The sequence below is a fragment of the Micromonospora olivasterospora genome, assembly GCF_007830265.1.
Lineage (GTDB): Bacteria > Actinomycetota > Actinomycetes > Mycobacteriales > Micromonosporaceae > Micromonospora > Micromonospora olivasterospora.
On the sequence record NZ_VLKE01000001.1, the window covers coordinates 6329854 to 6353607 of the forward strand.

The following is a 23754-nucleotide window of genomic DNA, read 5'->3' on the forward strand; positions in this document are numbered from 1 at the left end:
CCGTTCACCGAACTCACAGAGGGAGTGCCCGCATCATGAGCTTACTGACGGTTCCTGGCTGGCGCCGCGGCGCGGCCGGGATCGCCGCCGCCGCGCTGGCTGCCGGCATGTCGGTTGCCGCGCCGGCAGCCGCCGCCACCGCCACGGTCGACACCATCCTCGAGTGGTACGACACCACCGCGGCCGCCATCGCAACCGGCACCCGGCCGCAGGTGACGAACAGCCGCGCGTGGGCGATCAGCTGGCTCGCCGCGGCCCGGGCGGTCCGGACCGCACCCGCCTCCGCCGCGGGCCACTACCAGGACGCCGCACTCGCGACCGCCGTACACACCGCGCTGAGCACCCTGATACCGGACAGCGCGCCCACGCTCGACGCGGCACTACGGACCACGCTCGACCGGATCCCCGACGGGCGCGCCAAGGACCGCGGGGTCGCCGCCGGCCAGCGCGAAGCACGTTCGTTGGCCGCCCAGCGTGCGGGCGACGGACTCGATCCCGCCGCCGTCAACCCGCCCTACCCCGCACCCGACCCGGGGCCGGGCGTCTGGCAGCCCACCCCACCGAGCTTCAGCGCCGCCCAGCAGGCCGGAACCCGGTTCGCCACGCCGTTCGTGCTCGACCGCGCGGACCGGTACCGGCCCGAGCCACCGCCCGCGCTTGGGTCGGAGCGCTACCGTGCCGACCTTGCCGAGGTCCGTGCGTACGGCGCGGCCGACAGCACGGTACGCACACCGCAGCAGACGGACACGGCGACGTTCTGGCTCGGCTCCTCGCTGACCCTCTACACCGGGATCCTGCGCGCCGCGCTCGCCCAGTCCACCCGGCCGACCGCCTGGCGGGCGAGCCTCGTGGCCATCTTCCACGTCGCGCTCGTCGACACCCAGATCGCGACCTCCGACGCCAAGTACGCCTACCTGCGCTGGCGGCCGGTCACCGCCATCCAGGCCGATGGCGACCCCGGATGGACGCCGCTGCACGGGACCCCCGCGCACCCGGACTACCCCAGCGGGCACAACACCTACGCCGGCGCCGCCGAACAGGTGCTCACCGCCCTGATCGGGGCGCAAGCCCGGCGGCCGTACACCATCACCAGCCCCAGCCAGCCCGGCGCCACCCGTACCTACGCCGACTGGCGGCGCCCCACCGAGGAGAACGTCGACGCCCGCGTGTGGTCCGGCATCCACACCCGTACCGCGGACGAGGTCGGCGTCCGGCTCGGCCGTGACGTCGCCGCCTACACCGTCCGCAGCGCGGCACGGCTGTTCACCTAGAACGGGCTGACCGGCGGGGCGGCACGGTCGCCGTTCCGCCCCGCGGGCAACGCCCCTCCCCCACCTCACCCAACCGAGCAGGAAGGCCGTCCACTGATGAGCCTCGAGTTCCTCTGGTACATCCCGAATCAGGTTCAGCCCGGTCATCGGGGCGACGACGTCGTCGAGAACCACAACAGCCTGCACACCCTCGCCGGCCACGCCAGGGCTCTCGAGGAGCACGGGTGGGGCGGCGCGCTCATCGGGACCGGCTGGGGACGGCCCGACACCTTCACGGTCGCCGCCGCACTCGCCGCCCAGACGACGACCTTCCAGCCCCTGATCGCCATCCGGCCCGGCTACTGGCGGCCCGCCAACTTCGCCGCCGCCGCCGCGACGCTCGACCATCTCAGCGGGGGTCGAGTGCTGATCAACATCGTGTCGGGCAAGGACAACCTGGCGGCGTACGGCGACGGCGAAGGCGACCAGGCCCACCGCTACGCCCGCACCCGGGAATTCCTCCAGATCGTGCGCAGGCTGTGGACCGAGGAGCACGTCACCTACCAGGGCGAGCACTTCCGCGTCACCGGCTCCACGGTCGCGCTCCGGCCGGTCGTCCGCGGCGACCGCAGGCACCCCCGGCTCTACTTCGGCGGCGCCTCCCCCGCCGCCGAGGAGGTGGCCGCCACCGAGGCCGACGTCCAGCTCTTCTGGGGCGAGCCCCTCGACGGCGTGGCCGAGCGGATCGAGCGACTCAAGCAGCTCGGCGAGAAGCTGGGACGCGAGCACGCCCCGCTGGAGTTCGGGCTGCGTGTCACCACGCTGGTGCGGGACACCACCGAACAGGCCTGGGCCGACGCCGAAGCCAAGGTGGCAGAGATGGCGAGGGCCACGGGCCGCACCGCGCGGGACCAGAACTGGCAGGCCGCTGTCGGTCAGCGGCGTCTGCTCGACCTCGCCGCACGCGGAGAGGTGCTCGACGACAACCTCTACACCACTCCCGGCAGGTTCGGTGGCGGCGGGGCGGGCACCACCTGGCTGGTCGGCTCCGCCGAGGACGTGGCGCGGTCGCTGCGGAAGTATCAGGGGCTGGGCATCACCCACTTCGTGCTCTCCGATACGCCCTACCTGCCGGAGATCAGGCGCCAGGGCGACGAGCTTCTGCCGTTGCTGCGCGGCTGAGCGCCGGCGCCGTGAGGTTTTCAGTGGCAGCGGCGTCTGTCGCCTTGGGCTGCTCGCGGGCCTACTCGAATCCGCCGCACCGGGGATACTGTCCGGGCCCGAGTCGAGTGATCGTCAGGAGTGCCCGTGATGCGTCCCAGGATCGGTTTCCAGATCCCGTGCCGGCTGCCAGCACCGGAGATCGCCGCGGTTGCGAGATCGGTGGAGCGGGCCGGTTTCGACGAGATGTGGGTGGTCGAGGACTGCTTCTTTGCCGGCGGAATCGCCGCCTCGGCGACCGCGTTGGCCGCGACCGAACACATCACGGTCGGCATCGGGATCCTGCCGGCGGTCGCGCGTAACGCGGCGTTCACCGCGATGGAGGTCGCCGCGCTGGCCGAGATGTACCCGGGCCGGCTCACCTGTGGACTGGGGCACGGAATGCGGGACTGGATGCGTCAGGTCGGCGCGGCACCGGCCTCGCCGCTGACCGCGCTTGGCGAGCACCTGGACGCGGTCCGCCGGCTCCTCGCCGGCGAGGAGGTCACGGTGCGGGGCCGCTATGTGCGGCTGGACCAGGTGGCCCTGGAGTTTCCGCCCCGCCAGCCGCCGCCCGTGATCGCCGGGGTACGCGGTCCCAAGTCGCTCGAGGTGGCGGGCCGCCACGCCGACGGAACGCTGCTGGCCGAGCCTGTCACGCCGGCCTACCTCGCGGCGGCTCGCGCCTCGATCGAGCGCGGACAGGGCGGCGACCGGCGCGCGCACCCGATCACCGCCTACGCGCTGTGTCACGTCGACGAGGACGCGGCGACGGGCCGCGACGCCGTGCGTCCGGTGCTGACCGCCGCGATCACCGACCCGGCCTGGTCGGCCCATCTCGACCCGTTGGACCTGGCCGGACAACTCGCTCAGATCGCCGCACTGCCCGAGGCCGAACGCGCCGCCGCCGTACCGGATTCGTGGGTCGACGAACTCGCCGTAGTTGGTACTCCGGCCGACTGTGTCCGCCGGATCCGCGAACTGCACGATGCTGGTGCGGACAGCGTGGTGCTCTCCGCGGTCGGCGACCTTCGGCAGCAACTCGACCGCGCGGCGGCAGTTGTCGGCATGCTGACCGACACTCGCTCCTGACGCACCAGGGTGCCTGGGTGACGAGTACCCCCGGGAAGCGGAAGCGCGCCTCGGTCCGATCAAGGAGCGGCCGCGATCGCCAACAGTTCCACTGCGAGGGCGGTCGGGGTACGGCCGAGCCAGAGGGCGTGCAGCGGACGGGTCAGGGGGAGGCCCTCGACCCGAAGCTCGATCACTTCTCCCGCGGCGATGGCCGGCGCGGCTGCGCGCGCGCTGATCACACCGATGCCACCGCCGGCGCGGACCGTGGAGAGGATCGTGGTGGTCGAGCCGAGGTTGATGGCGTGCGGCAGCGACGGCGCGAAGCCGAGGGCGTGCTCGATCGCGTTCAGGAACGTGTCGCGGGTGCCGGAGCCCGGTTCACGCAGCAGCAGTGGCTGATCGGCGAGGTCCGTCGGCCGCAGCTCGCGCCAGGCGTGCGCGGCGAGCGGGTAGCCGGCGGCGATGACCAAGGCGAGCCGGTCGCGGCCCACGATGCGGGTGCTCAGGTCGGCAGGGATGTCGGGTGACTCGACGAACCCGAGGTCCACCGCGCCCGAGCGGACGGCTTCGACAACGCCGTGGCTGTTCGCGACGTCTGCGGAGATGTGCAGCTCGGGATGGGTACGGCGCAGGCTCAGCAGCCAGGCCGGCAGCAGGTACTCGGCCACGGTGAGGCTCGCGGAGATACGCAGCCGCGCCTGCCGGTCCGCGCGCAGCGTCAGAATTCCGTCGGCGAGGGCCTGCGCGGCGTCGATGACGTTGCGCGACCAGGCGACGACCGCCTCGCCGGCAGGTGTGAGAAGGCTCCCGCGTCGCGACCGCACCAACAGCGGTACGCCGAGCCGGCGCTCCAGCTTCGCGAGTCGTGCGCTGGCGCTGGGCTGGGTGATCCCGTGCGCCTGCGCCGCGCGCCCGACGCTTCCCGTCTCGGCGACGGACAGCAGCAGGTCGAGCGCCGGCAGATCGCTTATCCAGGGCGGCAGTGGCATCGCGCGCAGTCTGTCACAGGCGCTCGGGGGTGTCCGGCCCGTCCCGGGCCTCGCCATCAGGCCAGCAGGTATTGCAGGCCCAGGCTGGTCGAGCCGACCGCGGCCCAGAGGATCAGGCCGAGCAGCAGCGGCCGGGCACCGGCGCGGCGGAGCGCGGCCACGTCGGTGGAGAGGCCGACGGCGGCGAGGGCGATCGCGACGAACAGCAGCGCCACCTGGTGCAGAACGGCCTGGGCCGCGGCGGGGATCAGTCCGCCGGTGTTCAGCGCGGCCACGGCGAGGAAGGCGACCAGGAACCAGGGCACGAGCGAGGCCGCGAGCCGAGCCTTCGACGCCTCCGGCAGGTCCGCGCGGCGGCGACTCGACGTGGCGAGGACGAGGACGACCGGGATGATCATCAGGGTGCGGACGAGCTTGACGACGACGGCCGGTCCGACGGCGTCCTGGCCGTAGGCGCCAGCGGCGGCCACCACCGAACTGGTGTCGTTGACGGCGGTGCCCGCCAGGAGCCCGAATGCGTGCCCGCTCAGCCCCAGTGCGTGCCCGAGCGGCGGAAGGACCAGCACGGCGGCCACGTTGAAGAGGAAGATCGTCGACATCGCGTACGCGACGTCGTTGCTCTTCGCCCGGATGACCGGCGTCGTGGCCGCGATGGCGGAGGCGCCGCAGATACCGGTGCCGACACCGATCAGCGTGCGCAGATCGCGGGGAACGCCGAGCCGCCGGCCCACCGACCAGGCCAACAGGAGACACACCCCGAGCGTGCCCAGCATGACCGGCAGCGACCCCACGCCCGCCGACAGCACCTCGCCGAGCGACAGCCGAGCGCCGAGAAAGACGACCGACAACTGCAGCACCACACCCTTGGCCAGGCTCAGCCCCGGCTCCAGCGCCTCGGGCCGGCGCCGCGCCAGCGGGCTCAGCAGCACCCCGGCGACGACGGCGAGGACGGGCGCACCGACCACGGGGACCTGCGTGCCCGCAACCGTCGCAGCGAGTCCCAGCAACACCGCCGCGCCGAGCCCGCCGGCCTGGACGGGCGCGCGGCGTCGGGTGGGCACCTCGGCAAGAACGATCACCAGTCCAGGCTTCGCCCGCACGGCGCTCCCCGGTAGCGCACATTTCCGGACCACGGTCATAGCCAGCACCTATGACCAAACCCGCCGCTGCGCCAGCCCATCGACCCCGCCGGGCCGCCGTCCCGGCGGGCGCGGATCATGCCGGGTGTGCTCGGCCGCCTCGTCGACGTCGGAGGTACCAAGATCGTCAACGTTACACACTCGGACCTGATGCGATACGGTCGGGGGGTGAAGACCGAGCGTCACTGGTGGAACGGCGACCGCACCGTGCGCGGGCGTCGCGACGTGTACATCCGCACCGATGGCGTGTCGTGGGAGGTCGAGGCCCGAGTCGGCGGCGGCGCCGGCCGGTCGAAGATCCACCAGTGCCCGGGGCGGAAGTCGGCGGAGATCCTGGCCGGGGCATGGATGGACGGGCAGAGCCGGTGGCAGGTCGTCGCGCCCTGATCGGTCGCGGCGATCCTCGGCTCACCGCCGGTCGGCAGGCGGCGGGATCCGGTGCGGTTCGAGTAGACTGCAGCAGGCCCGCCCATCATGGCGGGCCGAGTTCGATGTCCCACGCCACGCGCCGCAGCCGAGACGGCCAGCGCCGGGCGGGACGTCCCTTCGACGTTCGGAGCCTTCATGGCGGCACGCCGCCCGCGCCAGACCACCTCGTCCAACTGCCCCACCTTCGCCGACCTCGGCGTGCCCGACGCGCTCAACCGGGTGCTGGCCGCGGCCGGAGTGGAGCGGCCGTTCCCGATCCAGGCCGCGACCCTGCCTGACGCGCTCGCCGGGCGGGACGTGCTCGGCCGGGGCCGCACCGGTTCGGGCAAGACCTATGCCTTCGTACTGGCGGTGCTGACCCGTCTGGCCGCCACCTCCGCGCCACGGCGGGCCGGACGCCCCCGGGCGCTGATCCTCGCACCCACCCGTGAACTGGCCACCCAGATCGACAGCGTGATGGCACCGCTGGCGCAGGCGCTGTCGCTACGCACGATGACCATCTTCGGCGGCGTCGCCGCCCGCCCCCAGATCGCCGGGCTGCGCGCCGGGGTCGACGTCCTGGTGGCCTGCCCGGGCCGGCTCGCCGACCACGTCGAGGCCGGCAACGCACACCTGGACGCCGTCGAGATCACCGTGCTCGACGAGGCCGATCACATGGCCGACCTCGGCTTCCTGCCCACCGTACGGCGGCTGCTGGAGCGGACTCCGCGCGGCGGGCAGCGTCTGCTGTTCTCCGCCACCCTGGACGCCGGTGTCGATGTCCTGGTGCGGCGGTTCCTCACCGATCCGGTCGTGCACAGCGTTGACTCGACGCTGTCGCCGGTCGCCGCGATGGCGCACCACGTGCTGCACGTCCACGCCGACGACCGGTTCGCCGTGCTGGTCGAGCTGACCGCCGCGCCGGGCCGCACCGTGGTCTTCACGCGCACCAAGCGGGGGGCGAGAACCCTCGCCCGCCGGCTGGTCGCGGCCGGTGTGACCGCTGTCGAACTGCATGGCAACCTGGCCCAGAGCGCGCGCACCAGGAACCTGCGGGCGTTCTCCGCCGGAGAGGTGCACACGCTCGTCGCCACCGACATCGCCGCCCGGGGTATCCACGTTGACGACGTGGCTCTGGTTGTGCACGCCGACCCGCCGGTCGAGCACAAGGCGTACCTGCACCGCTCGGGCCGTACCGCCCGGGCCGGCGCGGCCGGGACCGTCGTCACGCTGATGACCGACGGGCAGGTGCCCGAGGTACGGGAACTGACCCGCAAGGCGGGCATCACGGCGACCACGACCCGGCTGCGCCCGGGTGACGCGCTGCTGCACCAGCTCGCCCCCGGGGAGCGGACGCTGGTCCCCCAGCCGGTACCGCAGTCCGCCGGCCGGCGGCACGAGGCGCAGCCCGCCCACGGCGGCCGGGGCCGACGCGGCGACAAGCCGGCATCGACCACCTCGACACGATCCGCACCGGGATCCGCACCGGCGCGATCCGGTGCGGCGGCGTTCTCCGCCCGGGCTCGGCCGGGCGCTCGCCACGGCGGGCGCTGACCCTACCCGACGGGGCCGAGCACCGAGACCTCGGTGAGTTCGGCGTCCTCGGCGGCGCCCAAGCCGCCTACCTGATAGCTGGTCAGTACCTGCAGCCATCGGTGGGGCAGGTGCCCGCGGCCGGGATCACCGACGAGGACACGCGCGCCGCGGTCGGCGGCGCGGTGCAGGAACCCCAGCATCCGCGCGGCCATCTCGGGGTCGTAGAAGGCGTCGCCGGCGAGGATCACGTCGGCGACGCCGCCATCACCATCGAGCAGATCACCTTCGTCCACCGCCAGCGTGACCGCGTTGGCCGTGGCGTTCATCGCGACGGCCGCCAGCGCATACGGGTCGATGTCGTTGGCGGTCACCTCGGAGGCGCCCGCCCTGGCTGCGGCGATGGCCACCAGACCGGAGCCGGACGCTACGTCGATCATCCGCCGGCCGGCCACCACCTGCGGATGGTCCAGGACGTACCGGGCGAGGGCCTGGGGCGTGGTCATCCCGATTTCCGCACAGGTTTCGGTCGACTGTGACACCTATGGCGGGTATGTGCGAGTGGAGGCCAGATGGGGGACGACCGACAGCTGACCGCTGTGATCATCGACGACCACCCAGCCGTGCTGGCCGGGGTGGCCCACTGGCTATCCTCCGGCGCACCACCGATACGGGTGGCCGCCTCGGGTCATGACGTCCGCGTCGCGTGGCTCGGTGAGGGTGCCCAGGCCGACGTCGTCATCCTCGACCTCCACCTTGGCGGGCCGACCCCGGTGATGGGTGAGCTGCGTAGGCTGGTCACCTGCTCAAGGCCACCAGGGCCGCGGCGGCCGGTCGAGGCTACAACGCGTCGTCCCTGGCGGGCGCGCTCGCCGGCGACCGCACCTCGGCGCACGCAACGGTTTGCCGCCTCGTCAGCGACGTTTTCTCGATGGACGGACGGCGAACTTTAGCACCGCGTTTCACCGGTCCGCCAGGTCAGACACCCGACACCAGGGAAGCTCCGGTGTGGGCAGGAGTCCTTACACGTCCTTTGTCGACGATTACGCCACAGCGGTGTGGCTGGCGACGATACGGCGCATAGGGTCCAAGATTTCCGACTGGTGGTCAGTCAGGAAGAAATGCCCACCGGCGAACACGTGTCGCTGTGGCGGGGTCGCGCATTCCAGCGCCCACCCGGCCGCCCGGTCCAGGTCCACGTGCTCGTCCCCGTCGCCGAGCAGCACATGCACCGGCAGCTCCAGCGGCGACTCGGCCCGGTAGGCGTACCGCTCGGACAGGGCGAAGTCGGCCCGGATACCCGGCAGGATGAGCTCCATCAGCTCCCGGTCCGCCAGCAGTCCGGCCGGGGTGGCCCCCAAAGGCGCGCAACGCCTCGATCAGGCCGGCGTCGTCGAGCTCGTGCCAGCGCTGCCCGATCAGCCGGGTCTGCGGCGCCTCGGCCCCGCTGACCAGCAGCGCCAGCGGATCGGGCGCGCCCCGGCGGCGCAGCTCCCGAGCCACCTCGAACGCCACCAGCGCACCCAGGCTGTGCCCGAACAGCAGGAACGGCCCCGACGCCCGCTCGACGACCGCCGTGGTCAGCTGATCCACCAGCTCCGTGACGTCGTCGAGGGGCGGCTCGTGCAGCCGGGTCCCCCTGGCCGGCATCAGCGCGACCTGCAACGACAGCTCCGGCTCGGCCATCGCCTGCCACTCAAGGAACGACGCGGCGATGCCACCGGCATGCGGGAAGACGAAGACCTGCGCATCGCCGGTGGACCGCGCCACCGACCCGAACCAGCGGGTCGCGCCGCCCGCACTCTCCAGGGCCATGACCGCGAGCATAGGTCAACCAGGCAGCGGAGCCGCCCAGGCCGTGATCCCCGTGCGCCGACCCGACACTGGCCGCTCGGCGCTGTCGCTCTCGTACTGCCGCTCACGGGAGCTCTACCGTCCCGTACCGGGTCCGGGTGGCTCCGGTGCTCAGCGCCCAGTAGCGGTCGCCGAACGACCAGTGCCACCATTCGGTCGGGTAGTTGACCATGCCGGCGGACGAGAGCGCCCGGGCGAGGACGTCGCGGTTGGTGCGGGCCTGCGGGGTGATGTCGGGTGACCCGGTGTAGCAGGCGTTGGCGCTGTCCACCGGGGTCCCACTCCGGGTACCTGCGGCGCAGTTCGTCCTGGTAGCTCTCGAGGTAGGTCGTCTGCAGGCTGAGCGGCCGATACCCCTCGATGATCAGCACCGCAGCCCCCGAGGCAGGGTCCGCTGGGCGGCGAGCAAGCGCTGGACCGTTGCCTCACGGAGGTGCGCGTAGGCCCCGGCCTCGTCGGCCAGGCGATCGTCTACCCGAAGTTCCGCAACCTGGCGCACGTCGACCAGGGCTTCCCCGTTGTCGCCCAGCGGGATGGCCGAGATTCGTCGATCGGACAGCAGGATCATGAGCGGCACCGCCCGGCGTCGGCGAGGTGTCGCGCGGCGACGACGACGCGGATGCCGCGGAGACGTGCGGCGGTGCAGACGGCCATCAGCAGGCCGCCGGAGAGGGAAAGACGGCGAGGCGCGGCCGCAGCGCGCCCTCGATCAGGATGTCCAGCAGCGCCGAGAAGCCGATCCCGGCCCGCTGCCAGATCTGCGGGTACTGGGAGGCGGCGGTGAATCCGGGGAAGGTGTTGACCTCGTTGATCACCAGCTCCCGGGAGTCTCCGGCCCACCCGGTGGTGCCGGGGTCGAGCTGGGCCGGAATGTGGAAGACGGCGCCGTCGTCGTACTTGGCGTCGTAGTCGAAGAAGGAGGCGGTCGCCACCTGTATCTCCAGCGGCGGCCCGGCCTCGACGCGACCGTCGGGGTGCTGGAGGACGCCGACGTCGATCTCGCGCCCGCGCACGGCGCGTTCGACGAGAACCTTCGCGTCGCTCTCGCGCGCGAGCCGCAGGGCGGCGGGCAGGTGCGCCCATCGTTCGACCTTGGAGACGCCCAGGCTGGAGCCGGCCCGGGCCGGTTTGACGAAGACCGGCAGTCCCAGTCGCTCCTGATCCCGCGACGACAGCTCCTCGTGGGGGCGCAGCGTCACCCCGGCGGCCACGCGCAGGCCGTCGGCGGCGAGGAGCTTCTTCGTGACCGGCTTGTCCATTCCCGCGGCGCCGGTGAAGACACCGTTCCCGACGAACGCGACGCCGAGCCACTCCAGCATCGACTGGACGGTGCCGTCCTCACCGTACGGGCCGTGCAGCGCCGGGAACACCACGTCCTGGTCGCCGAGGGTCCGCAGCGCCTGCGCGAACGTGGCCCGGTCGCCGTTCACCCGCCACTGGCCGTCCCGCTCGATCAGCACCTCGGTCACGTCGTACGTGTCGCGGTCGAGATGGGTCAGGATGCTTTCCGCCGAGCGGCGGGAGACGTCGTGTTCCCCGCTGCGCCCACCGAACAGCACCGCCAAACGAACATCGCCGATAGTGTTCTCAACCGCACTGTCCGTTCATCTTGAAGGGTTCTGCCATGGCCTCTGGTCATCGGCGGCTGTCGCGAACTGTCGCCGCGCTGCTCCTCCTCGCCGGGATGACCCTCCCCGCCGATCCCGCCGAGGCGGCGAAAAGGGGTCCGGACCTCACGGTCGACGCGTCCGGGACAAGGCTCCCGTTGGGGGTCGGGAGAAAGGTCGCCTATCTGAAGGTCAGCAACCTGGGAAACGAGACCCCGAACGAGGTCACCGTCGACGTCCACCAGCCACCGGGTGACCCCATGCCGGTCGCGCTGCTGTGGCATTCAGGGGGTGCAGGCGAGTGTGACGGCGATTTCGGCGGCTTCTACTGCCGGCTGTCGCCAGAACTGATTCCGGGGCCTGGCGAAACCGTCGACATTCCCATCGACGCAACTGTCTACACGACCGAGGAGCCTTACGAAGGCAGGTTCGAAGCGTCGGTGAGGATCGAGTCGGGTAAGGACGCGAATCCGGCGAACAACACCAAGTGGTTCCCGCTTGAGCTGGTCGACCAGCCCAGCGCCGACCTCTCGTTGGTCGCCCGGGACGTGAAGCAGTCGGTACGGGTCGGCGGCGACGGCACGCCCGAGTCCACCGGGACGCTGAACCCGGGTGAGACGGGTGCGGTGCGGTACACCATCGCCAACCAGGGCCGGAAGGCGGTCAGCGGCGTGCGGGTCACGCTGCACCTGCCCAAGGGGGCGACCTTCACCAGGCCGCCGACGCAGTGTGTCCTCGCCGACGCCGCGCGCTCGGCGGTCTGCACCTACGAGGACCTCACGCTCGTTCCCGCCGCCGAGGACACCGATCCGAACGACACGATCTACTCGGCGGTCGAGCTGTACAACCTCGTGACGACTGCGGCCTCCGCCGCCGCGCCGGCAACGTTGAGGGACGGAACCGTGCAGGTCGAGGGCCTGGCCGAGCAGTCGACGGACGTCCGTTCCAAGCCTGCGCGGACCGAACTGCCCGCGAACGCCATCGCCGTACCGGCGGCCGACGTGGACCACAGTGACAATCGGGACGGGTTCGCCGTAGTGCTGGCCGCGAAGAGCGGCGGCGATGGTGGCGCCGGCGGCGGTGATGGTGACGGCGGGTTGCCGGTCACCGGGCCGCAGGCCGGGCTGATCGGCGGAATCGGCCTCGCCGCGCTGGCGGCCGGAGGCATGCTGTTCCTCGTTGCCCGGCGTCGCCGGACAATCCTGGTCACCCCCGAGGACGAGAGGCCAGCAGCCTGATCTGTCCCCTATCGGCCGGTGCGGACCCCCGTCCACGTACGGGCGGGATGGGAAACCATCCCGCCCGTCGCTGAGTCTGATGTGGGACAACAGACATGTCGCTCCGGCCGATGCGTCGTCGCTGGCCCGCCTGATGATCTGGACCGGAGAGATGTGACCGATCGACACCGGCCACGTAGACGGGGCGCCCGGACAAGTAGCGCGGTCCGGCAGGCTGAAGGGATGTCTCGTAACCCGGTGAGGGGTCAGCTCACCCTCCGGTCGCGACTGCTGCGACAGCGGCGTGTGGCCGATGAGTGCCGTCGCTGGGCCGCTGCAGGCGCTCAACCTCCGCGAAGCCAGCTCGCGTCAGTCGCTCCGAGAACTCGTCGAGGGGCCAGCGATAGGCGGTCACGACCTTGTGGTCGAAGGCCGCGACCTCGTCACCGTCGAAGAGGCCGAGCACCAACGTTCCGGCCGGGACCATTGCTCGCCGGAACTCGGCGAGCACGCCGTCGAGATCTTGCGGCGGTAGGTGGATCAACGAGTACCAGGCCAGGATGCCGGCGATGGAGTGGTCGGCGACGGCGAGAGTTTCCATCGACCCGAGTTGGTACCTGCCGCCCGGGTGGGCCGCCTGCGCGTGGGCGATGAACTCGGGAACCATGTCGATTCCTGTGGCGTCGACGCCCAGCGATCGAAGGTGATCGGTGATGTGGCCGGGCCCGCAACCCAGGTCGAGTACCGTGCCAGGTCGGCCCGCCAGGTGCCGCCCGATGAAGGCGAGGTCGTCGGCGTGTACCTGCTGGCTGGTACCGAACAGCCCGATGTAGAGCTCTGCGACGGCCGCATACGCCTGCCGGACCCGCGCCATGTTCACCGCGTGACTGTATGAGGTCCCGAATCGACAGAACAAGCCCCGGGGCCGGCGCGGAAAGCAGGTCGTCCCTTGCGGTGCCCGCGTCAACGCCGGTGAAGTTCCGACTCCAGCCGCCGGATGAGGGTCTTGCGGGCCCGGCCGCCACGCTCCCGCCGCAGTGCCGCCCTGAGCTGGTCCGCGTCCAGGCCGCGGACGAGTCTCGTGGCCTCGGCGACCGGCACGTCCGCCAGCCGCTCGGCCGCCGTCGCGTCTCTGCGCGCCCGTTTGGCCGGTGCCGTGTTGGCGACGTACTGCTTGCCGGATTTGGATGCCTGCCGCTTCTTGGTGTCGGTCGCGCGCCGTTCCTCCTCGGAGAGCTCTTCCCATGCCTGCGCGGGCAGGTATCGGCTCGTCTCACCGTTCCTGCGCGCCCGGGTGGAGCCCTCCCTCGTCTGCCAGTCCTCGGCGCCCCAGCGTTGCAGGGACCGCTGCCGCTCGTCCTTGGGTCCCTGGTAGCCCCCGCCGCGCCTCTCGTACTCCTTGGTCAGCAGCTGTGACTTGCGTGCCGACCACTGCCCCCGCTTGCCGCCCTTGTCGGACGCCCTGATTTCGTTCTTGATCTGCTCTCTGAGTTCCGGCTTCGTGTACCGCGCCATGACATGCCGGTACCCGGTGCGAAGCGGGGTGAACACGTGCGGGACCGCGCACTTTTCAACCACCCGTAGCTGGGACACGTACTTGTGCAGTTGGGCGACGGCGGTGGGGGCGGCTGCTCGCCCCCCAGAGCACGGACACCGGCCGCTCGGTCAGGACGACATGGTTGGCCCGCAGAGCACGCGGCGGGAGACCCGGTCAGCCCCGCCGGCAGCGGTAGGCCAACCGAACACCGGCCTGCACGGGCGACGGTTCGATGATGTTGACGGTGGCGGTCTCGGTGGTGGCGCCGACCCCGCTGAACGTCCACTTCAGGGTGAGGGTGGCGCTCCGCTGCCCCCGGCCGACCCGCTCGGTGAGCAGGGCGCCCGGCGGCGCGTCCGAGCGAAGCCACTGGTAGCGGATCGTCCCGCCCCTGCCGTTGGTCCGCACGGTGGCGACCACGTCGACGGTGACGTCGCATCGGTTACCGGCCGGCCGCGGCACCGCTACCGTGACTCCCTCCACCTCGAGCGGGCTGAGCCGCTCAAACAGGTAGAGCCCGACCACGGCGACCAACGCGAGGGTCAGCAGCGTGGAGAGCACCGAGACCCCTCGGCGCCACAGCGGGCGCGGGCGGCTCGCCGGGGCCGTGGCAGGCCAGGCGGGGGCGCCCGGTGGGGTGGCCGGCACGCCGGGTCCGAAGCGCACCTCGCCGCTCGGCGCCTGCTGGGCCGGGCCACCTGCGGCCGGCACCTGCGCCGACCGCTGGGTACGCGCGTCGGTCGTCCCGCCGTATGTGGCGGTGGCCGGCCTGGTAGCAGAGGTGTCGGGCGCGCCGAACCGCGTGGTGGCGGCGTCCGCCGCACCGAAGCTGATGGTCCGATCGGTCGCGCCGGAGCGCATGGTCGGCTCGGCCGCCCCTGGGTACGCGGTCCGGCCGGTCGCGTCGAGGTGGACGGTCGCGGTGGATCCGGCGTCGCCGAGCGCCACGGTACGGTCGAGGTCGAGGGTCGCCCCCGGGTCGGCGGCCGGCGACATCGCCCGGGTGGGCAGTGCCTCGGTGGGCTCCTCCGGCCGGGTCACGCGAACCCTCTCCAGCTCGGGGCGACGGTGTGGGCAGCGGGCACGTCGTACTCCTCAGCCGGGGGTGCAGTAGTTGTAGAGGGTCACGTACACCGTCGAGGAGGTGGCGGTGTTGCCGGCGGCGTCGACGGCGGTGACGCGGATGGGGATGCGGGTGGTCAGTTTCGGCATCGGTAGCGGACCGAGGGTGCCCTGGAAGCCGCCCCGCCGGGCCGGGCTCATCGGGACGGTGGAGGTGACGTTCTCCAGGGTGTAACGAAAGGTGACCTTGAGCCCGGCCGGGTCGCTGCGGTCGTCGGTGACGGTGGCTGCGACGGTGCTCGTCTGGTAGCCGTACGGGCAGCCGTTCGCCTCCAGCTGACCGGGGTTGGCGCTGACGCCGTCGACGGTGGGGGCGGTGACGTCGGGCGGGGCGGTGCTGGTGGTCGGAGTCGGGGTCGGCGGCGCGCTGGTGCGTACCGGTGAGCGGGTCGGGGTGGCCGGGCGGGACGGGCTGGGCGTGGCCGTCGGGACCGCCGGCGGTGTGGGCGTGGGCGACGCTACCGCGGTGGGGCCCAGGGTGGGCGTGGGGGCGCCGGTCGGGGTGGCGGCCGGAGTGCCGGACGCGGCCGGATCGACGCCGGCCGGGCCGTCGGCGACCGCCGGGCCGTCGTGGGCGGCGTAGCTGTAGCCGGCGCCTCCGGCCAGCAGGGCCGCTACGAGGGCGCCACCGACCAGTGCGGTCCGCTTCCGACCCTGATGGAACAGGCCCCCGCGGGCCCGGATGGCGCCCGCGCCGAGCACCGTGCTGGCCAGGCTGGTGGCGCCGCCCGCGCCGTCGGGGAACGGCCACAGCGCGGCCAGCAACGCCGCCCGTCGCGCCAACTCGCGCAGCCCGCGCTCCTCCCACTCCGGGCCGTACGCCTCGCCGGCCACCCGGTCGAGGAGCTCGAGGAAGACCTGAGCGGGTTGCGGCCGGTCGGTGGGCTGCTTCGCCATGCCGTACCGGAGCAGGTCGTGTACCGGCACCGGGGCCGGTTCGGTCGGGATCGGCGCGGTGGCGTGCTGCTCGCGCAGGGTGAAGATGTTCCGCCCGTCGTAGGGCGGCAGGCCGGTCAGGCACTCGAAGAAGGTGGCGGTGGCCGCGTAGATGTCGCAGGCGGGGCTGGCCGGGGCGCCGGTCCACTGCTCGGGCGCCATGTAGCGGGGCGTGCCGGAGACGGTGGTGTCGGAGCCCTGGCCGATCGGCATGGCGATGCCGAAGTCGCCGAGCTTGCTCAGCCCTTCGCCGGTGACCAGCACGTTCTCCGGCTTGTAGTCGCGGTGCACGACGCCGTGGGCGTGCGCGGCGGCGAGCCCTGCGAGGGAGCCCTTGAGGACGCAGAGCGCCGACTCGGGGGTGGTGGGGCCGTGCTCGCGCAGCATCTGCCGCAGCGACACTCCGTTGACCAGTTCCATGACGATCGCCGCGCCCTCGGCGCACTCGACGTACTCGTACAGCCGGGAGATGTGCGGGTCGTCGATCTCCCCGAGCAACCGCGCCTCCTGCCGGAAGGCGGTCCGGAAGGACGGGTCGTCGCCGATGTCACGCACGAGGTACTTGATGGCGACCGGAGTGCCGGTGGCATCGTGGGTGGCGAGCATGACGCTGCCCGACGCCCCGGCACCGAGCCGACGGACAGGCGTGTAGCCGGACAACTGCCAGCCGCTCATGCGACGTACTCCACGGCGATCCAGGAACGGGTGTCGGTTCCCGTCTCGCTGATCATTTTGGTCGCGTCGGAGCTGCCGTCCATCGGCGCAACGGGTGCTTCCGCCGTCCGGTCGGCGACCCGGGAGCGGGGGTGCTGGCCGGGCTCGGGGCCGGTCGTATGCGGGCCGGGCGACGCGGTCGGCGCGTGGTCGATGACGGACACGCCGCAACAGGTAGCATCCCCCGGCAAGCCGCCGGGCGCACAGGCGCGGGCAAACGTGGGTCCGGTGATCCAACGGCTCCCAGCCAGTGGAGTCGGCCGTGGTGCGTCGCACCGCTCGGCCCACAGTCCGTGCTCGGCGCTGGCGCAGAGCATGGGGCGGACGGCGAGGGGCTCAGACCGTAGTCTGCTGCCGGTGTGGCGACGACAGAGATCATGGGATGCGGTCGACCGGGGCTCGGTGCAGCACGCGTACGGGCCGGCGGTGGAGGTGCCCGACCTGCTGCGCCGGTTGCGCTCGCGCGACCAGGAGGCCCGCCGCAACGCCTACCACGGGACCAGCCACTGGTGTCGCAGTACGACGAGTGCGCCGCGCCGTCGGCTGCCTGCGACGCGGATTTCCGCTGTGGGTCAGTCCCCATGCCGGCTCAGGGGCACCCCTGAGCCGGCATGTCGTCCGGCACCTGACCAGCATCGACGCACCGGTCACCGGCGAGCGGGACGATGACGTACCGGATGCGCCCGGCTGGCTCGGGACCGTCTCCGGCGTGCGGTGCCGGTCAGCCCCACCAGGTGAGCATGAGTCGCATCGGCTGCTGCCGGGACCAGTAGAAGACGTAGGGGTACCGGGTGCCGGTGAATCTGTTCGGCAGGGCCACGGCATCCCCGCAGCTGGGGTCGAGTCCGGCGGCGTCGGTGCCAGCTTGCACCGACCACACCCATTGCGCCCCGGTCCACCAGTTGGTGCGCAGCGGGCCGCCCTCCAGGTCGCAGGAGAAGACGTAGGGTCGCTGCTGGGTGTCCCAGCCGTCCTGCACGGCGATGGTGCCGGCGTGCCGGACATGGGTGGTGCCCGAGCTGGAATGAGTGGACCACGTCCATGCGTCGTTGTACCAGGTGAGCTCCAGCACCTGGCCGTTTACGCCGATGAATGCCTCGGGGCGGGATGCGGCGTTGGGGCCGTTCTGGACAGCGACCAGACCCACGCCGTGCGCGTTGTAGCTGGGCTGCGGTGAACCGTGGCCAAACCAACGCCAGGTCAAGCCGTCGAAGCCGTGGCGCCAGAGATTACCCTGCACGTCCAGCACGAACACCTGGGGCAGGTCGGGTTGGGTGGGCGACAGCCGCAGGTTGACCGCACCGACCGGGTCGGCGAGGCGGTGCAGGGTCACCCCCGCCGGGACGCCCTGGTCCGTCCAGGTCCATTGTCCGGTGTTGTTCTTCCGGCTCCACCAGAGATGTCCGTCGGCGCCGATCACGTAGATGTACGGGACCGCCTGACTGCCAGGAGCGGTCTGTACGGCGACCGCACCGACCGGCGCGCTGACCGTGGTGCCGCCGGGCGTGCCGATGTCGGTCCAGGCCCAACGGCTGCCGTCCCACCAGTTACCCCACAGGTGACCGTCGTCGGTGTATACGAAGACGTAGGCACGCTCGATGGACGTGGACTGGTCCAGGAATTTGATGACACCGACCGAGCCCCTGATCCGGCTCACCGGGGGTGCGCCGCGCGCGGTCCACCGCCAACTGCCCGCGACCGGCGACATCACCCACAGGGCATCATTGATCACGTTGAACATGTACGGCCGGGGGTCGCTCGCCGGGCCGTCCTGGAGGCTGACCGCCCCGACCACCTTGGCGTATCCCAGGTTTGGAACCGGAGCGCCGAGGTCCTCGACGTGCCACGCCGCAGCGGTTGACACCGGACGGGCCGTGCTCGACGCGAGCGCGGGCCGCGCCACCCCGGGATGGGCGGCGGCGACGGTCAGTGCCGCACCCACCAGAATGGCGGCGAGTACCCGCGTTCGTCGTCTTGATCTCAGCATGGATGGGACTCCTGTTCGCGACGGAATCGCACAACCGCCGGCGCTGTCTGTCGACAGCGCCGGCGGGCGATGGTCCAGAGCGTGGCAGGAACCCCTCTGCGGCGATGTCCGTACATCGACACCGGTCGGGTTACCGTCATCTGGGGCGGCCAGCGTCAGCACCCCAGACTGATCCCCATCGATGCAACCTGGGCAACGACGGCCCCTCATCGAGGTGACCGGATCCGCGCGTTCGTCGTACAGGAAATCGCGGCGCGGACGCCAGCTCAGGGGAGGTCGGGATCCGGGTGCTCGGCCACGAAACGCTCGCCCGTGTCGTCGTCGACCAGCGAGTTGTCGACCAGCCATTCCACCGCCCGCCGCCGTGCGCGAACGTCGCGGAAGGCGTACCACGCCGGCAGCAGGTGCGCATACTCCTCGTGCAACTCGTTCTTGAACCGGCGGAAGGCACCCCGGCCCTGGATAACCCGCGCGAGTCTTCGGCCGGCCGCCGCGTCACTGACCCCCGCAGCGAAGTCGGCCATGTCCTGGTACCAGACGTAGGACGGCAGCGGGTCGATGCCCACCAGGTCGAGGTCGTCAAGGTCGACGGGGGTGTGTCCGTCGATGCCACCGTCCGTCGTCCAGAACACGATCTCGCCGGTCTGCGGGTCGATCAGCCATCGGTGCTCGTAGTCGGTCTGGTCCTCGAGCGCGGTAGCGATCGCCTCCAGGTCCAGCCTGCTCAGGTCAAGCATCCAGCCACCATAAACCCGCTTCGTTCCGCGCTTCGACCAGCGACAGCACACGACAGTGCCGGGCACCCGCCAGCCCGCCGTCCACGCTCACGCTACGTGATGCTCGGTTCGCGGCGGGAGCGAATTTCCGCGCTCTACTCGTTGATGAGCTGCTCCCGGAGAATGTCTGCGTGCCCACAGTGCTGGGCGAGCTCGCGCAGCACGTGGAGATACACCCACCGCAGCGGAACCGGGCCCCGCCGGTGCCCGTGAAGAATGTCGTCCAGACCCAGGGACGACGCCGCCTGGCGTGATGCTTCGCAGGCTTCACGGTGCGCGTGCTGGACGGTGGCGATCGTGTCGTCGTCATCGAGGGTGAAGGACTCGTCTGACGTCGCATGGATGCCGATCTCAGCGCGCGGCCGGCACGTGACGGCTTCGTCGAACCAGACCTTTCGACGAAGGTCGCGTGCTTCACAAGACCGAGCAGCGTGGTCCGGGAGGCCACCAACGATCGGCGCGCCTGTTCCTCTGTCAGCCCGTCCAAGCAGCCATTGAGCGCGACCCGGGGTGCCCTTTCCTCGGCTTCGGATCCTTCATTTGGGTGGTGATGGGGCTTCGAGTGGCTTTCCGCGAGCGCGTGCGGCATCGGTGGCGGCGATCCCAGTCAGGACCAGCATTGCGGTGAGGGCGGCGAGCAGGGGTGGTATGAGGACCATCAGCGGGGCTGCAAGGACGAGAATGAGGACCCCGATGATCCGTGGTCGGGATACGCGGGCGAAGACCACGTACTCGAAGTGGGCGCGGCCGGCGACGTACAGGGCGGGGCCGCCGAGGATGACCGCGGCCCAGGCTGGCAGGGTGTGGCCGAGTGGCTGGGGGATGACGAGTTCGTATCCGATGGCGGTGATGATGATGCCGAGAATCATGATCCAGTGGGTGAAGGCGGCCACTCGGCCGAGGTGGGAGGGGTCCTTCGACGCGGCGATGGCGTCGGCGAGGATCTGCCCAGCGCGGTAGAAGTAGATCCGCCACAGCAGGACAGTGGTGACGAACCCGATCACGAACGCGGCTGTCGATGCGACGTCGTACAGGCCGCTGGTGTAGGCCAGGGCGATGCCAAGGACGGACTCGCCGAGAGCGATCAGGAGGAACTGTCGGTAACGGTCGGCCAAATGTTCGCCGGCCGCCGCCCACACCGTGGCACGGGACCTCCCGAGCTTCGGCACGGGCCACCCGAATCGTGCCGATAAGAAGTCCCCGGCCGCTGCGGCAACCCACAGCAGCACCCGGGCCCCGTCGTGGGTGAGCGCGCCGGCGATCCACAGGATGCCCGTCAGCGCGAACCAGACGAGCTCTCGGGTGACTCTGTCCTGCAGCTCGTGCCCGGGCAGCATGGCCTTGACGACGACGAACCGGCCGACCTGGAGGACAACGTACGGCACAGCGAAGGCCAGGCCGCCGCCGCGGAAGGCGGTCGGCAGCGCAGCCGACATGATCAAGACACCGAACATGGTCACGATGACCATGACCTGCACGGGTAGCCGGCGTGGGTCCATTCTGGCCGTCGTCCACGCGGTCGTGGTCCACACCCAGGTCAGCGGCATGAGCAGCAGCAGCGTCTTGCCCGCAGCCGGGAGAGCAAGCCACGACTCGGCAACGCCAGGACGGGCCAACTGTTCGGTCACCCGCCGGGCGATCCGCTCGATGACGAAGACGAACGACAGGTCGAAGAACAATTCCAGGAACGTCGCCTGCTGCGGGCTCCCACGTTTGCGCAGCAGGCCGGACCACCCTGCCTCCATCATCGCCGACCTCACTTGGCTGACCCGTCACGCCGTTACCCTGCCACGCCGCCCTGTCGGCGCGCGTGCACTCGCGCCGATCCCACCCATAGAACGAACGGCGAACTCGCCCAGCTCGAAGCCGACGGCTGCCGGCCGCTGCCGCATGGCCGACGGCGGCGCGGACAGCACCGCCGGATAGACACCCTCCGGCGCGGCGGCTGACCACCGTGCCGGAGGGCGTCTGCGCCGGTTCCCCGAGAGCTGCCCCGGAAGGTTTCTCGGGAGCTTCCGTAAATCGCCGGGCCGGTCGGCGCGCTGCGGCACGTCAGGCTGTTGACAACGCCCTGGCAACGCTGGTCGACAACTTCTTCGTCGCGACGCTGGCCGCGCACCTCGAAGCTCACGCCCCGCACCGCGTGCCCCTCCCCCAGCGGTCGGGCCGAGAATGCAAGAGGGTGTGCCGCGTACAAGGCAGCCAGCGGCCGTTACCTGGGCGGACACGGCGGCCGGGACCGGCCGACATTGCGGCCAGGATCGAACAGCTCGGCGGGGCGGCTGGACCGCTTGGGCGCGATGCCTGGGTGTGACTGTGGGTTCTTCTTATTGGTCGCGGTCGGCTGCAATGGACGTATGTCGTTTCGTGGTCAGCCGGGTACTGGGAACCGTCAACGTGTGTCCGCTTCGAGGCGGCGTTTGAGAGCTGCAGGTCAATACACGGACGGGCTGCGGGTGCCACGTTCCTCGCGGCCCGCGGCGGCTCGGCTGGAGGTGGGGCCGATCGACGTCAAGCCTGACCCGTGGCAGCGTTTGGTGGCCATCGGCAGCATCCTGTCGGTGCTGTTCGTGGCCATCGGCCTGTACATCACCAATGAGGCCAACCGTGAGACCAGCGAGGCCAACCGCGAGCAGCATCGTCTCACCGCTCAGGGGCAGATCACTGATCGGTTCACCGAGGCGGTGGAGCAGCTCGGTCAGGGGCACGGTCCGGCCGCAGCCGGCGCACTGGGCGTCGTCGGGGTGCTGTTGTCGGAAGCTGCGGCAGGCCACGCAGCGGCGGCTGGGTAGTACGCCCCAGGCGAAGCACTCGGCGCAGCCGATCGCCAGCGCGCCAGCGCCGCGTGGCCGTCGTGGGATGCTCACGCGGGCGGTAGTGACCGGCCGTCGCGTCGTTGCGGCACCACCGCTGTCGTGGCGCCGCCGACAGCAACAACGGGTTTCCCTTGTCCCGCAACGGGTTTGGTGACCCTCTCCGGTTCGGCGACGAGGAGGTCGGCGACGGTGCAGCCGATCGTGACGCAGATGACGTCCAGGTCATCGAGTTTGATACTGGCCGGCTGCCCGGACCACAGGCCCGACATCTTCCCGGCGGAGATGACCAGGCCGTGCTCGGCCAGCATCCGCTGCAGGTCGCTGGCCTTCCAGATCCCACGCTGAGCGGCGGCCAGCCGCAGGTTCCACTTCACGCCAGCAGCCCCTTCAATCGTTGCGCGGCACGCTCGTGCCCCGCGGCCCAGGCATCCTCGACATGGGTGCGATGAACATGGACATACCTCATAGTTGTGGCGATCCAGGAATGGCCGAGGATCTCCTGGATCGAGATCAGATCAAGGCCGTCCTGATAGAGCCGCGAGGCCGCATAGTGGCGCAGCACGTGCGGAGTGAGCGTGTCCGCCCAGCCCGGCAAGTGCTTGGCGGCGGCCTCGGCCAGCCCCGCGCGCAGCGCGTCGTCACCGACCCGACGGCTGGTGCCGTCGGCGTGCTTACGCTCGGAGGGGAACAGTGGCGCGCCGGGCCGGACGTGGTCGTCGTCGAAGTGGCCCCACACGTCGGCGACGAACCAGGCGAGGGTCCGCCGCGCGTTGTTGATCAGCGGCACGATCCGCTCCCGCGGCCCGGAACCCCGCGCGCCCTTGCCGTGACGCACGTGCAACTTGCCGAACCGGCCCAGGTCCCACTTGACGTCGTGCAGGTCCAGCCGACACGCCTCGTCGACCCGTAAGCCCACCTCGGCCATCAGCCGGGCCGCGGCGTAGTTGCGGGCGGTGGGCGCGAACTTCCGGCAGGTCGCCAGCTCTTCCCGCCACCCCGCGAACAGCACCTCGACTTCCGCGTCGGTCGGTGGGATACGCAGCATCGCCTCGGTGCCACCGCGCGGCCGGTTGAGCTCGTCGATCGGGCACTCGACCACCCGACCGGTCAGGTTGTGGATCTCGACCTTGTGACGCAGTTCCAGGAACAGGAAGTACGTCTTGAGCGCCTGCGCCCGCGCCAGCCGGGTGCCCTTGGCCGTCTCGCGCAGCACCCGACCGAAGTAGGCGTCCGCGTCGGCCGGCTCCATCTCCCACAGCGGCCGGCCGAACCAGGTCCGTACCTGCTCCAGGTGCCCGACGTCGCCGCGGATCGTCGCGTCCGCCAACCCGGCCGACGCGCGGGCCAGCACGAACCCGGCCAGCACGTCGGTCTCGAATTCGGCGATGTCCTCCGGCCCCGGCTCGGCCCGGACCACCCGCAGATCCCGCACGACCGCCAGTCCCAACCCGAGCCTCCTCGCCTTCACCGGCGACATCAATCAGTCACCGACGACGACAACGACTCAGAATTTCTGAAGTGACGTCAACCCCATTCAGTCGCGCGGAAGACCCGCAGACTCCCGCCCTGGCCAGGGGAAACAGGATCAGACCTCA

Annotated in this window: 24 protein-coding genes and 2 pseudogenes; 7 read left to right on the plus strand and 19 right to left on the minus strand. The window is 71.2% G+C overall.

Features of this window, described 5'->3' with window-relative positions; translation table 11 throughout:
- The first annotated feature begins 35 nt into the window (after positions 1 to 35).
- The 3 genes from JD77_RS28585 (at position 36) to JD77_RS28595 (ending at position 3542) form a co-directional block, all read left to right on the plus strand.
- The gene (locus JD77_RS28585; protein WP_145776969.1) at positions 36 to 1271 is read left to right on the plus strand and encodes a vanadium-dependent haloperoxidase; all 1236 of its coding nucleotides are present in this window, start codon (positions 36 to 38) and stop codon (positions 1269 to 1271) included.
- A gap of 96 nt (positions 1272 to 1367) precedes the next feature.
- Positions 1368 to 2432: an LLM class flavin-dependent oxidoreductase gene (locus JD77_RS28590; protein ID WP_145776970.1), complete on the plus strand. Its 1065-nt coding sequence runs from the start codon at positions 1368 to 1370 to the stop codon at positions 2430 to 2432.
- 129 nt (positions 2433 to 2561) lie between these two features.
- Positions 2562 to 3542, plus strand: a complete 981-nt coding sequence (locus tag JD77_RS28595; protein ID WP_145776971.1) for an LLM class flavin-dependent oxidoreductase — start codon at positions 2562 to 2564, stop codon at positions 3540 to 3542.
- Between the two features lie 59 nt (positions 3543 to 3601).
- Here JD77_RS28595 and JD77_RS28600 read toward each other — a convergent pair whose 3' ends face one another.
- Positions 3602 to 4513 carry a LysR substrate-binding domain-containing protein gene (locus JD77_RS28600; protein ID WP_145776972.1) on the minus strand — a complete coding sequence of 304 codons (912 nt, stop codon included), beginning with the start codon at positions 4511 to 4513 and terminating at the stop codon, positions 3602 to 3604.
- A 56-nt stretch (positions 4514 to 4569) separates the two neighbouring features.
- On the minus strand, positions 4570 to 5592 hold the full coding sequence (locus JD77_RS28605; RefSeq protein ID WP_246141055.1) for a YeiH family protein: 1023 nt from the start codon (positions 5590 to 5592) through the stop codon (positions 4570 to 4572).
- A 228-nt stretch (positions 5593 to 5820) separates the two neighbouring features.
- Between JD77_RS28605 and JD77_RS28610 the strand changes: the two genes are divergently transcribed.
- Both JD77_RS28610 and JD77_RS28615 read left to right on the plus strand, forming a co-directional pair.
- Positions 5821 to 6039, plus strand: coding sequence for a hypothetical protein (locus JD77_RS28610; RefSeq protein ID WP_145776974.1), 219 nt, complete (start codon positions 5821 to 5823; stop codon positions 6037 to 6039).
- A 177-nt stretch (positions 6040 to 6216) separates the two neighbouring features.
- Complete coding sequence (locus JD77_RS28615) at positions 6217 to 7614, plus strand: DEAD/DEAH box helicase (protein ID WP_145776975.1); 1398 nt, start codon at positions 6217 to 6219, stop codon at positions 7612 to 7614.
- Positions 7615 to 7616: 2 nt separating this feature from the next.
- Here JD77_RS28615 and JD77_RS28620 read toward each other — a convergent pair whose 3' ends face one another.
- The 6 genes and pseudogenes from JD77_RS28620 to JD77_RS28640 all read right to left on the minus strand — a co-directional run bounded on the left by JD77_RS28620 (position 7617) and on the right by JD77_RS28640 (position 11012).
- On the minus strand, positions 7617 to 8051 hold the full coding sequence (locus tag JD77_RS28620) for a class I SAM-dependent methyltransferase (RefSeq protein ID WP_342799669.1): 435 nt from the start codon (positions 8049 to 8051) through the stop codon (positions 7617 to 7619).
- A 585-nt stretch (positions 8052 to 8636) separates the two neighbouring features.
- Positions 8637 to 8912: a thioesterase II family protein gene (locus JD77_RS34380; protein WP_246141057.1), complete on the minus strand. Its 276-nt coding sequence runs from the start codon at positions 8910 to 8912 to the stop codon at positions 8637 to 8639.
- A gap of 91 nt (positions 8913 to 9003) precedes the next feature.
- A pseudogene (locus tag JD77_RS34385) lies at positions 9004 to 9420 on the minus strand (thioesterase II family protein); the annotation flags it as partial.
- A gap of 91 nt (positions 9421 to 9511) precedes the next feature.
- Positions 9512 to 9718: a M15 family metallopeptidase gene (locus JD77_RS34390; RefSeq protein WP_246141058.1), complete on the minus strand. Its 207-nt coding sequence runs from the start codon at positions 9716 to 9718 to the stop codon at positions 9512 to 9514.
- 93 nt (positions 9719 to 9811) lie between these two features.
- Entirely contained in the window at positions 9812 to 10015 is a 204-nt protein-coding gene (locus JD77_RS34395; protein ID WP_246141059.1) for a hypothetical protein, read from the minus strand.
- Positions 10016 to 10100: 85 nt separating this feature from the next.
- On the minus strand, positions 10101 to 11012 hold the full coding sequence (locus JD77_RS28640; RefSeq protein WP_246141061.1) for a D-alanine--D-alanine ligase family protein: 912 nt from the start codon (positions 11010 to 11012) through the stop codon (positions 10101 to 10103).
- A gap of 302 nt (positions 11013 to 11314) precedes the next feature.
- Here JD77_RS28640 and JD77_RS28645 point away from each other — a divergent pair, with 302 nt between their 5' ends.
- Positions 11315 to 12292 carry a COG1361 family protein gene (locus JD77_RS28645; protein WP_145776977.1) on the plus strand — a complete coding sequence of 326 codons (978 nt, stop codon included), beginning with the start codon at positions 11315 to 11317 and terminating at the stop codon, positions 12290 to 12292.
- 250 nt (positions 12293 to 12542) lie between these two features.
- Here the strand turns inward: JD77_RS28645 and JD77_RS28650 are convergent, their stop codons facing one another.
- The 9 genes and pseudogenes from JD77_RS28650 to JD77_RS28690 form a co-directional block, all read right to left on the minus strand.
- Complete coding sequence (locus tag JD77_RS28650; RefSeq protein WP_211372723.1) at positions 12543 to 13151, minus strand: class I SAM-dependent methyltransferase; 609 nt, start codon at positions 13149 to 13151, stop codon at positions 12543 to 12545.
- A gap of 83 nt (positions 13152 to 13234) precedes the next feature.
- Positions 13235 to 13786 carry a DUF5872 domain-containing protein gene (locus JD77_RS28655; RefSeq protein WP_145776978.1) on the minus strand — a complete coding sequence of 184 codons (552 nt, stop codon included), beginning with the start codon at positions 13784 to 13786 and terminating at the stop codon, positions 13235 to 13237.
- A 196-nt stretch (positions 13787 to 13982) separates the two neighbouring features.
- Positions 13983 to 14849 (minus strand): hypothetical protein, encoded by an 867-nt coding sequence (locus tag JD77_RS28660; protein ID WP_145776979.1) that lies wholly within the window; start codon positions 14847 to 14849, stop codon positions 13983 to 13985.
- A gap of 54 nt (positions 14850 to 14903) precedes the next feature.
- Positions 14904 to 16541 carry a serine/threonine-protein kinase gene (locus JD77_RS28665; RefSeq protein ID WP_145776980.1) on the minus strand — a complete coding sequence of 546 codons (1638 nt, stop codon included), beginning with the start codon at positions 16539 to 16541 and terminating at the stop codon, positions 14904 to 14906.
- Positions 16538 to 16744 carry a hypothetical protein gene (locus JD77_RS28670; RefSeq protein WP_145776981.1) on the minus strand — a complete coding sequence of 69 codons (207 nt, stop codon included), beginning with the start codon at positions 16742 to 16744 and terminating at the stop codon, positions 16538 to 16540. Before JD77_RS28670 ends, JD77_RS28665 begins: the two co-directional genes overlap by 4 nt.
- Positions 16745 to 17301: 557 nt before the next feature.
- Entirely contained in the window at positions 17302 to 18567 is a 1266-nt protein-coding gene (locus JD77_RS28675; RefSeq protein ID WP_145776982.1) for a PLL family lectin, read from the minus strand.
- 266 nt (positions 18568 to 18833) lie between these two features.
- Positions 18834 to 19304, minus strand: coding sequence for a UPF0158 family protein (locus tag JD77_RS28680; protein WP_145776983.1), 471 nt, complete (start codon positions 19302 to 19304; stop codon positions 18834 to 18836).
- 134 nt (positions 19305 to 19438) lie between these two features.
- Positions 19439 to 19932: pseudogene (locus tag JD77_RS35270) on the minus strand (DinB family protein).
- Positions 19880 to 21091, minus strand: a complete 1212-nt coding sequence (locus JD77_RS28690) for a low temperature requirement protein A (RefSeq protein ID WP_145776984.1) — start codon at positions 21089 to 21091, stop codon at positions 19880 to 19882. The pseudogene JD77_RS35270 and the gene JD77_RS28690 overlap by 53 nt, the downstream one beginning before the upstream one ends.
- A 747-nt stretch (positions 21092 to 21838) precedes the next feature.
- On the opposite strand from JD77_RS28690, the gene JD77_RS32565 reads away from it, so the two are divergent.
- On the plus strand, positions 21839 to 22135 hold the full coding sequence (locus tag JD77_RS32565) for a hypothetical protein (RefSeq protein ID WP_170286580.1): 297 nt from the start codon (positions 21839 to 21841) through the stop codon (positions 22133 to 22135).
- Positions 22136 to 22206: 71 nt separating this feature from the next.
- Here JD77_RS32565 and JD77_RS28695 read toward each other — a convergent pair whose 3' ends face one another.
- Together JD77_RS28695 and JD77_RS28700 are read right to left on the minus strand one after the other, a co-directional pair.
- Positions 22207 to 22533 carry a helix-turn-helix domain-containing protein gene (locus tag JD77_RS28695; RefSeq protein ID WP_145774696.1) on the minus strand — a complete coding sequence of 109 codons (327 nt, stop codon included), beginning with the start codon at positions 22531 to 22533 and terminating at the stop codon, positions 22207 to 22209.
- Positions 22530 to 23606 (minus strand): tyrosine-type recombinase/integrase, encoded by a 1077-nt coding sequence (locus tag JD77_RS28700; RefSeq protein WP_145776985.1) that lies wholly within the window; start codon positions 23604 to 23606, stop codon positions 22530 to 22532. The genes JD77_RS28695 and JD77_RS28700 overlap by 4 nt, the downstream gene beginning before the upstream one ends.
- Positions 23607 to 23754: the final 148 nt, after the last annotated feature.

What these genes read in the sequence shown, in the direction of transcription:
- JD77_RS28585 (WP_145776969.1), top strand. Translation starts at nt 36, where the DNA reads ATGAGCTTACTGACGGTTCCTGGCTGGCGCCGCGGCGCGGCCGGGATC.
- JD77_RS28590 (WP_145776970.1), top strand. Translation starts at nt 1,368, where the DNA reads ATGAGCCTCGAGTTCCTCTGGTACATCCCGAATCAGGTTCAGCCCGGT.
- JD77_RS28595 (WP_145776971.1), top strand. Translation starts at nt 2,562, where the DNA reads ATGCGTCCCAGGATCGGTTTCCAGATCCCGTGCCGGCTGCCAGCACCG.
- JD77_RS28600 (WP_145776972.1), bottom strand. Translation starts at nt 4,513, where the DNA reads ATGCCACTGCCGCCCTGGATAAGCGATCTGCCGGCGCTCGACCTGCTG.
- JD77_RS28615 (WP_145776975.1), top strand. Translation starts at nt 6,217, where the DNA reads ATGGCGGCACGCCGCCCGCGCCAGACCACCTCGTCCAACTGCCCCACC.
- JD77_RS34380 (WP_246141057.1), bottom strand. Translation starts at nt 8,912, where the DNA reads ATGGAGCTCATCCTGCCGGGTATCCGGGCCGACTTCGCCCTGTCCGAG.
- JD77_RS34395 (WP_246141059.1), bottom strand. Translation starts at nt 10,015, where the DNA reads ATGATCCTGCTGTCCGATCGACGAATCTCGGCCATCCCGCTGGGCGAC.
- JD77_RS28645 (WP_145776977.1), top strand. Translation starts at nt 11,315, where the DNA reads ATGCCGGTCGCGCTGCTGTGGCATTCAGGGGGTGCAGGCGAGTGTGAC.
- JD77_RS28655 (WP_145776978.1), bottom strand. Translation starts at nt 13,786, where the DNA reads ATGGCGCGGTACACGAAGCCGGAACTCAGAGAGCAGATCAAGAACGAA.
- JD77_RS28665 (WP_145776980.1), bottom strand. Translation starts at nt 16,541, where the DNA reads ATGAGCGGCTGGCAGTTGTCCGGCTACACGCCTGTCCGTCGGCTCGGT.
- JD77_RS28675 (WP_145776982.1), bottom strand. Translation starts at nt 18,567, where the DNA reads ATGCTGAGATCAAGACGACGAACGCGGGTACTCGCCGCCATTCTGGTG.
- JD77_RS28680 (WP_145776983.1), bottom strand. Translation starts at nt 19,304, where the DNA reads ATGCTTGACCTGAGCAGGCTGGACCTGGAGGCGATCGCTACCGCGCTC.
- JD77_RS28690 (WP_145776984.1), bottom strand. Translation starts at nt 21,091, where the DNA reads ATGATGGAGGCAGGGTGGTCCGGCCTGCTGCGCAAACGTGGGAGCCCG.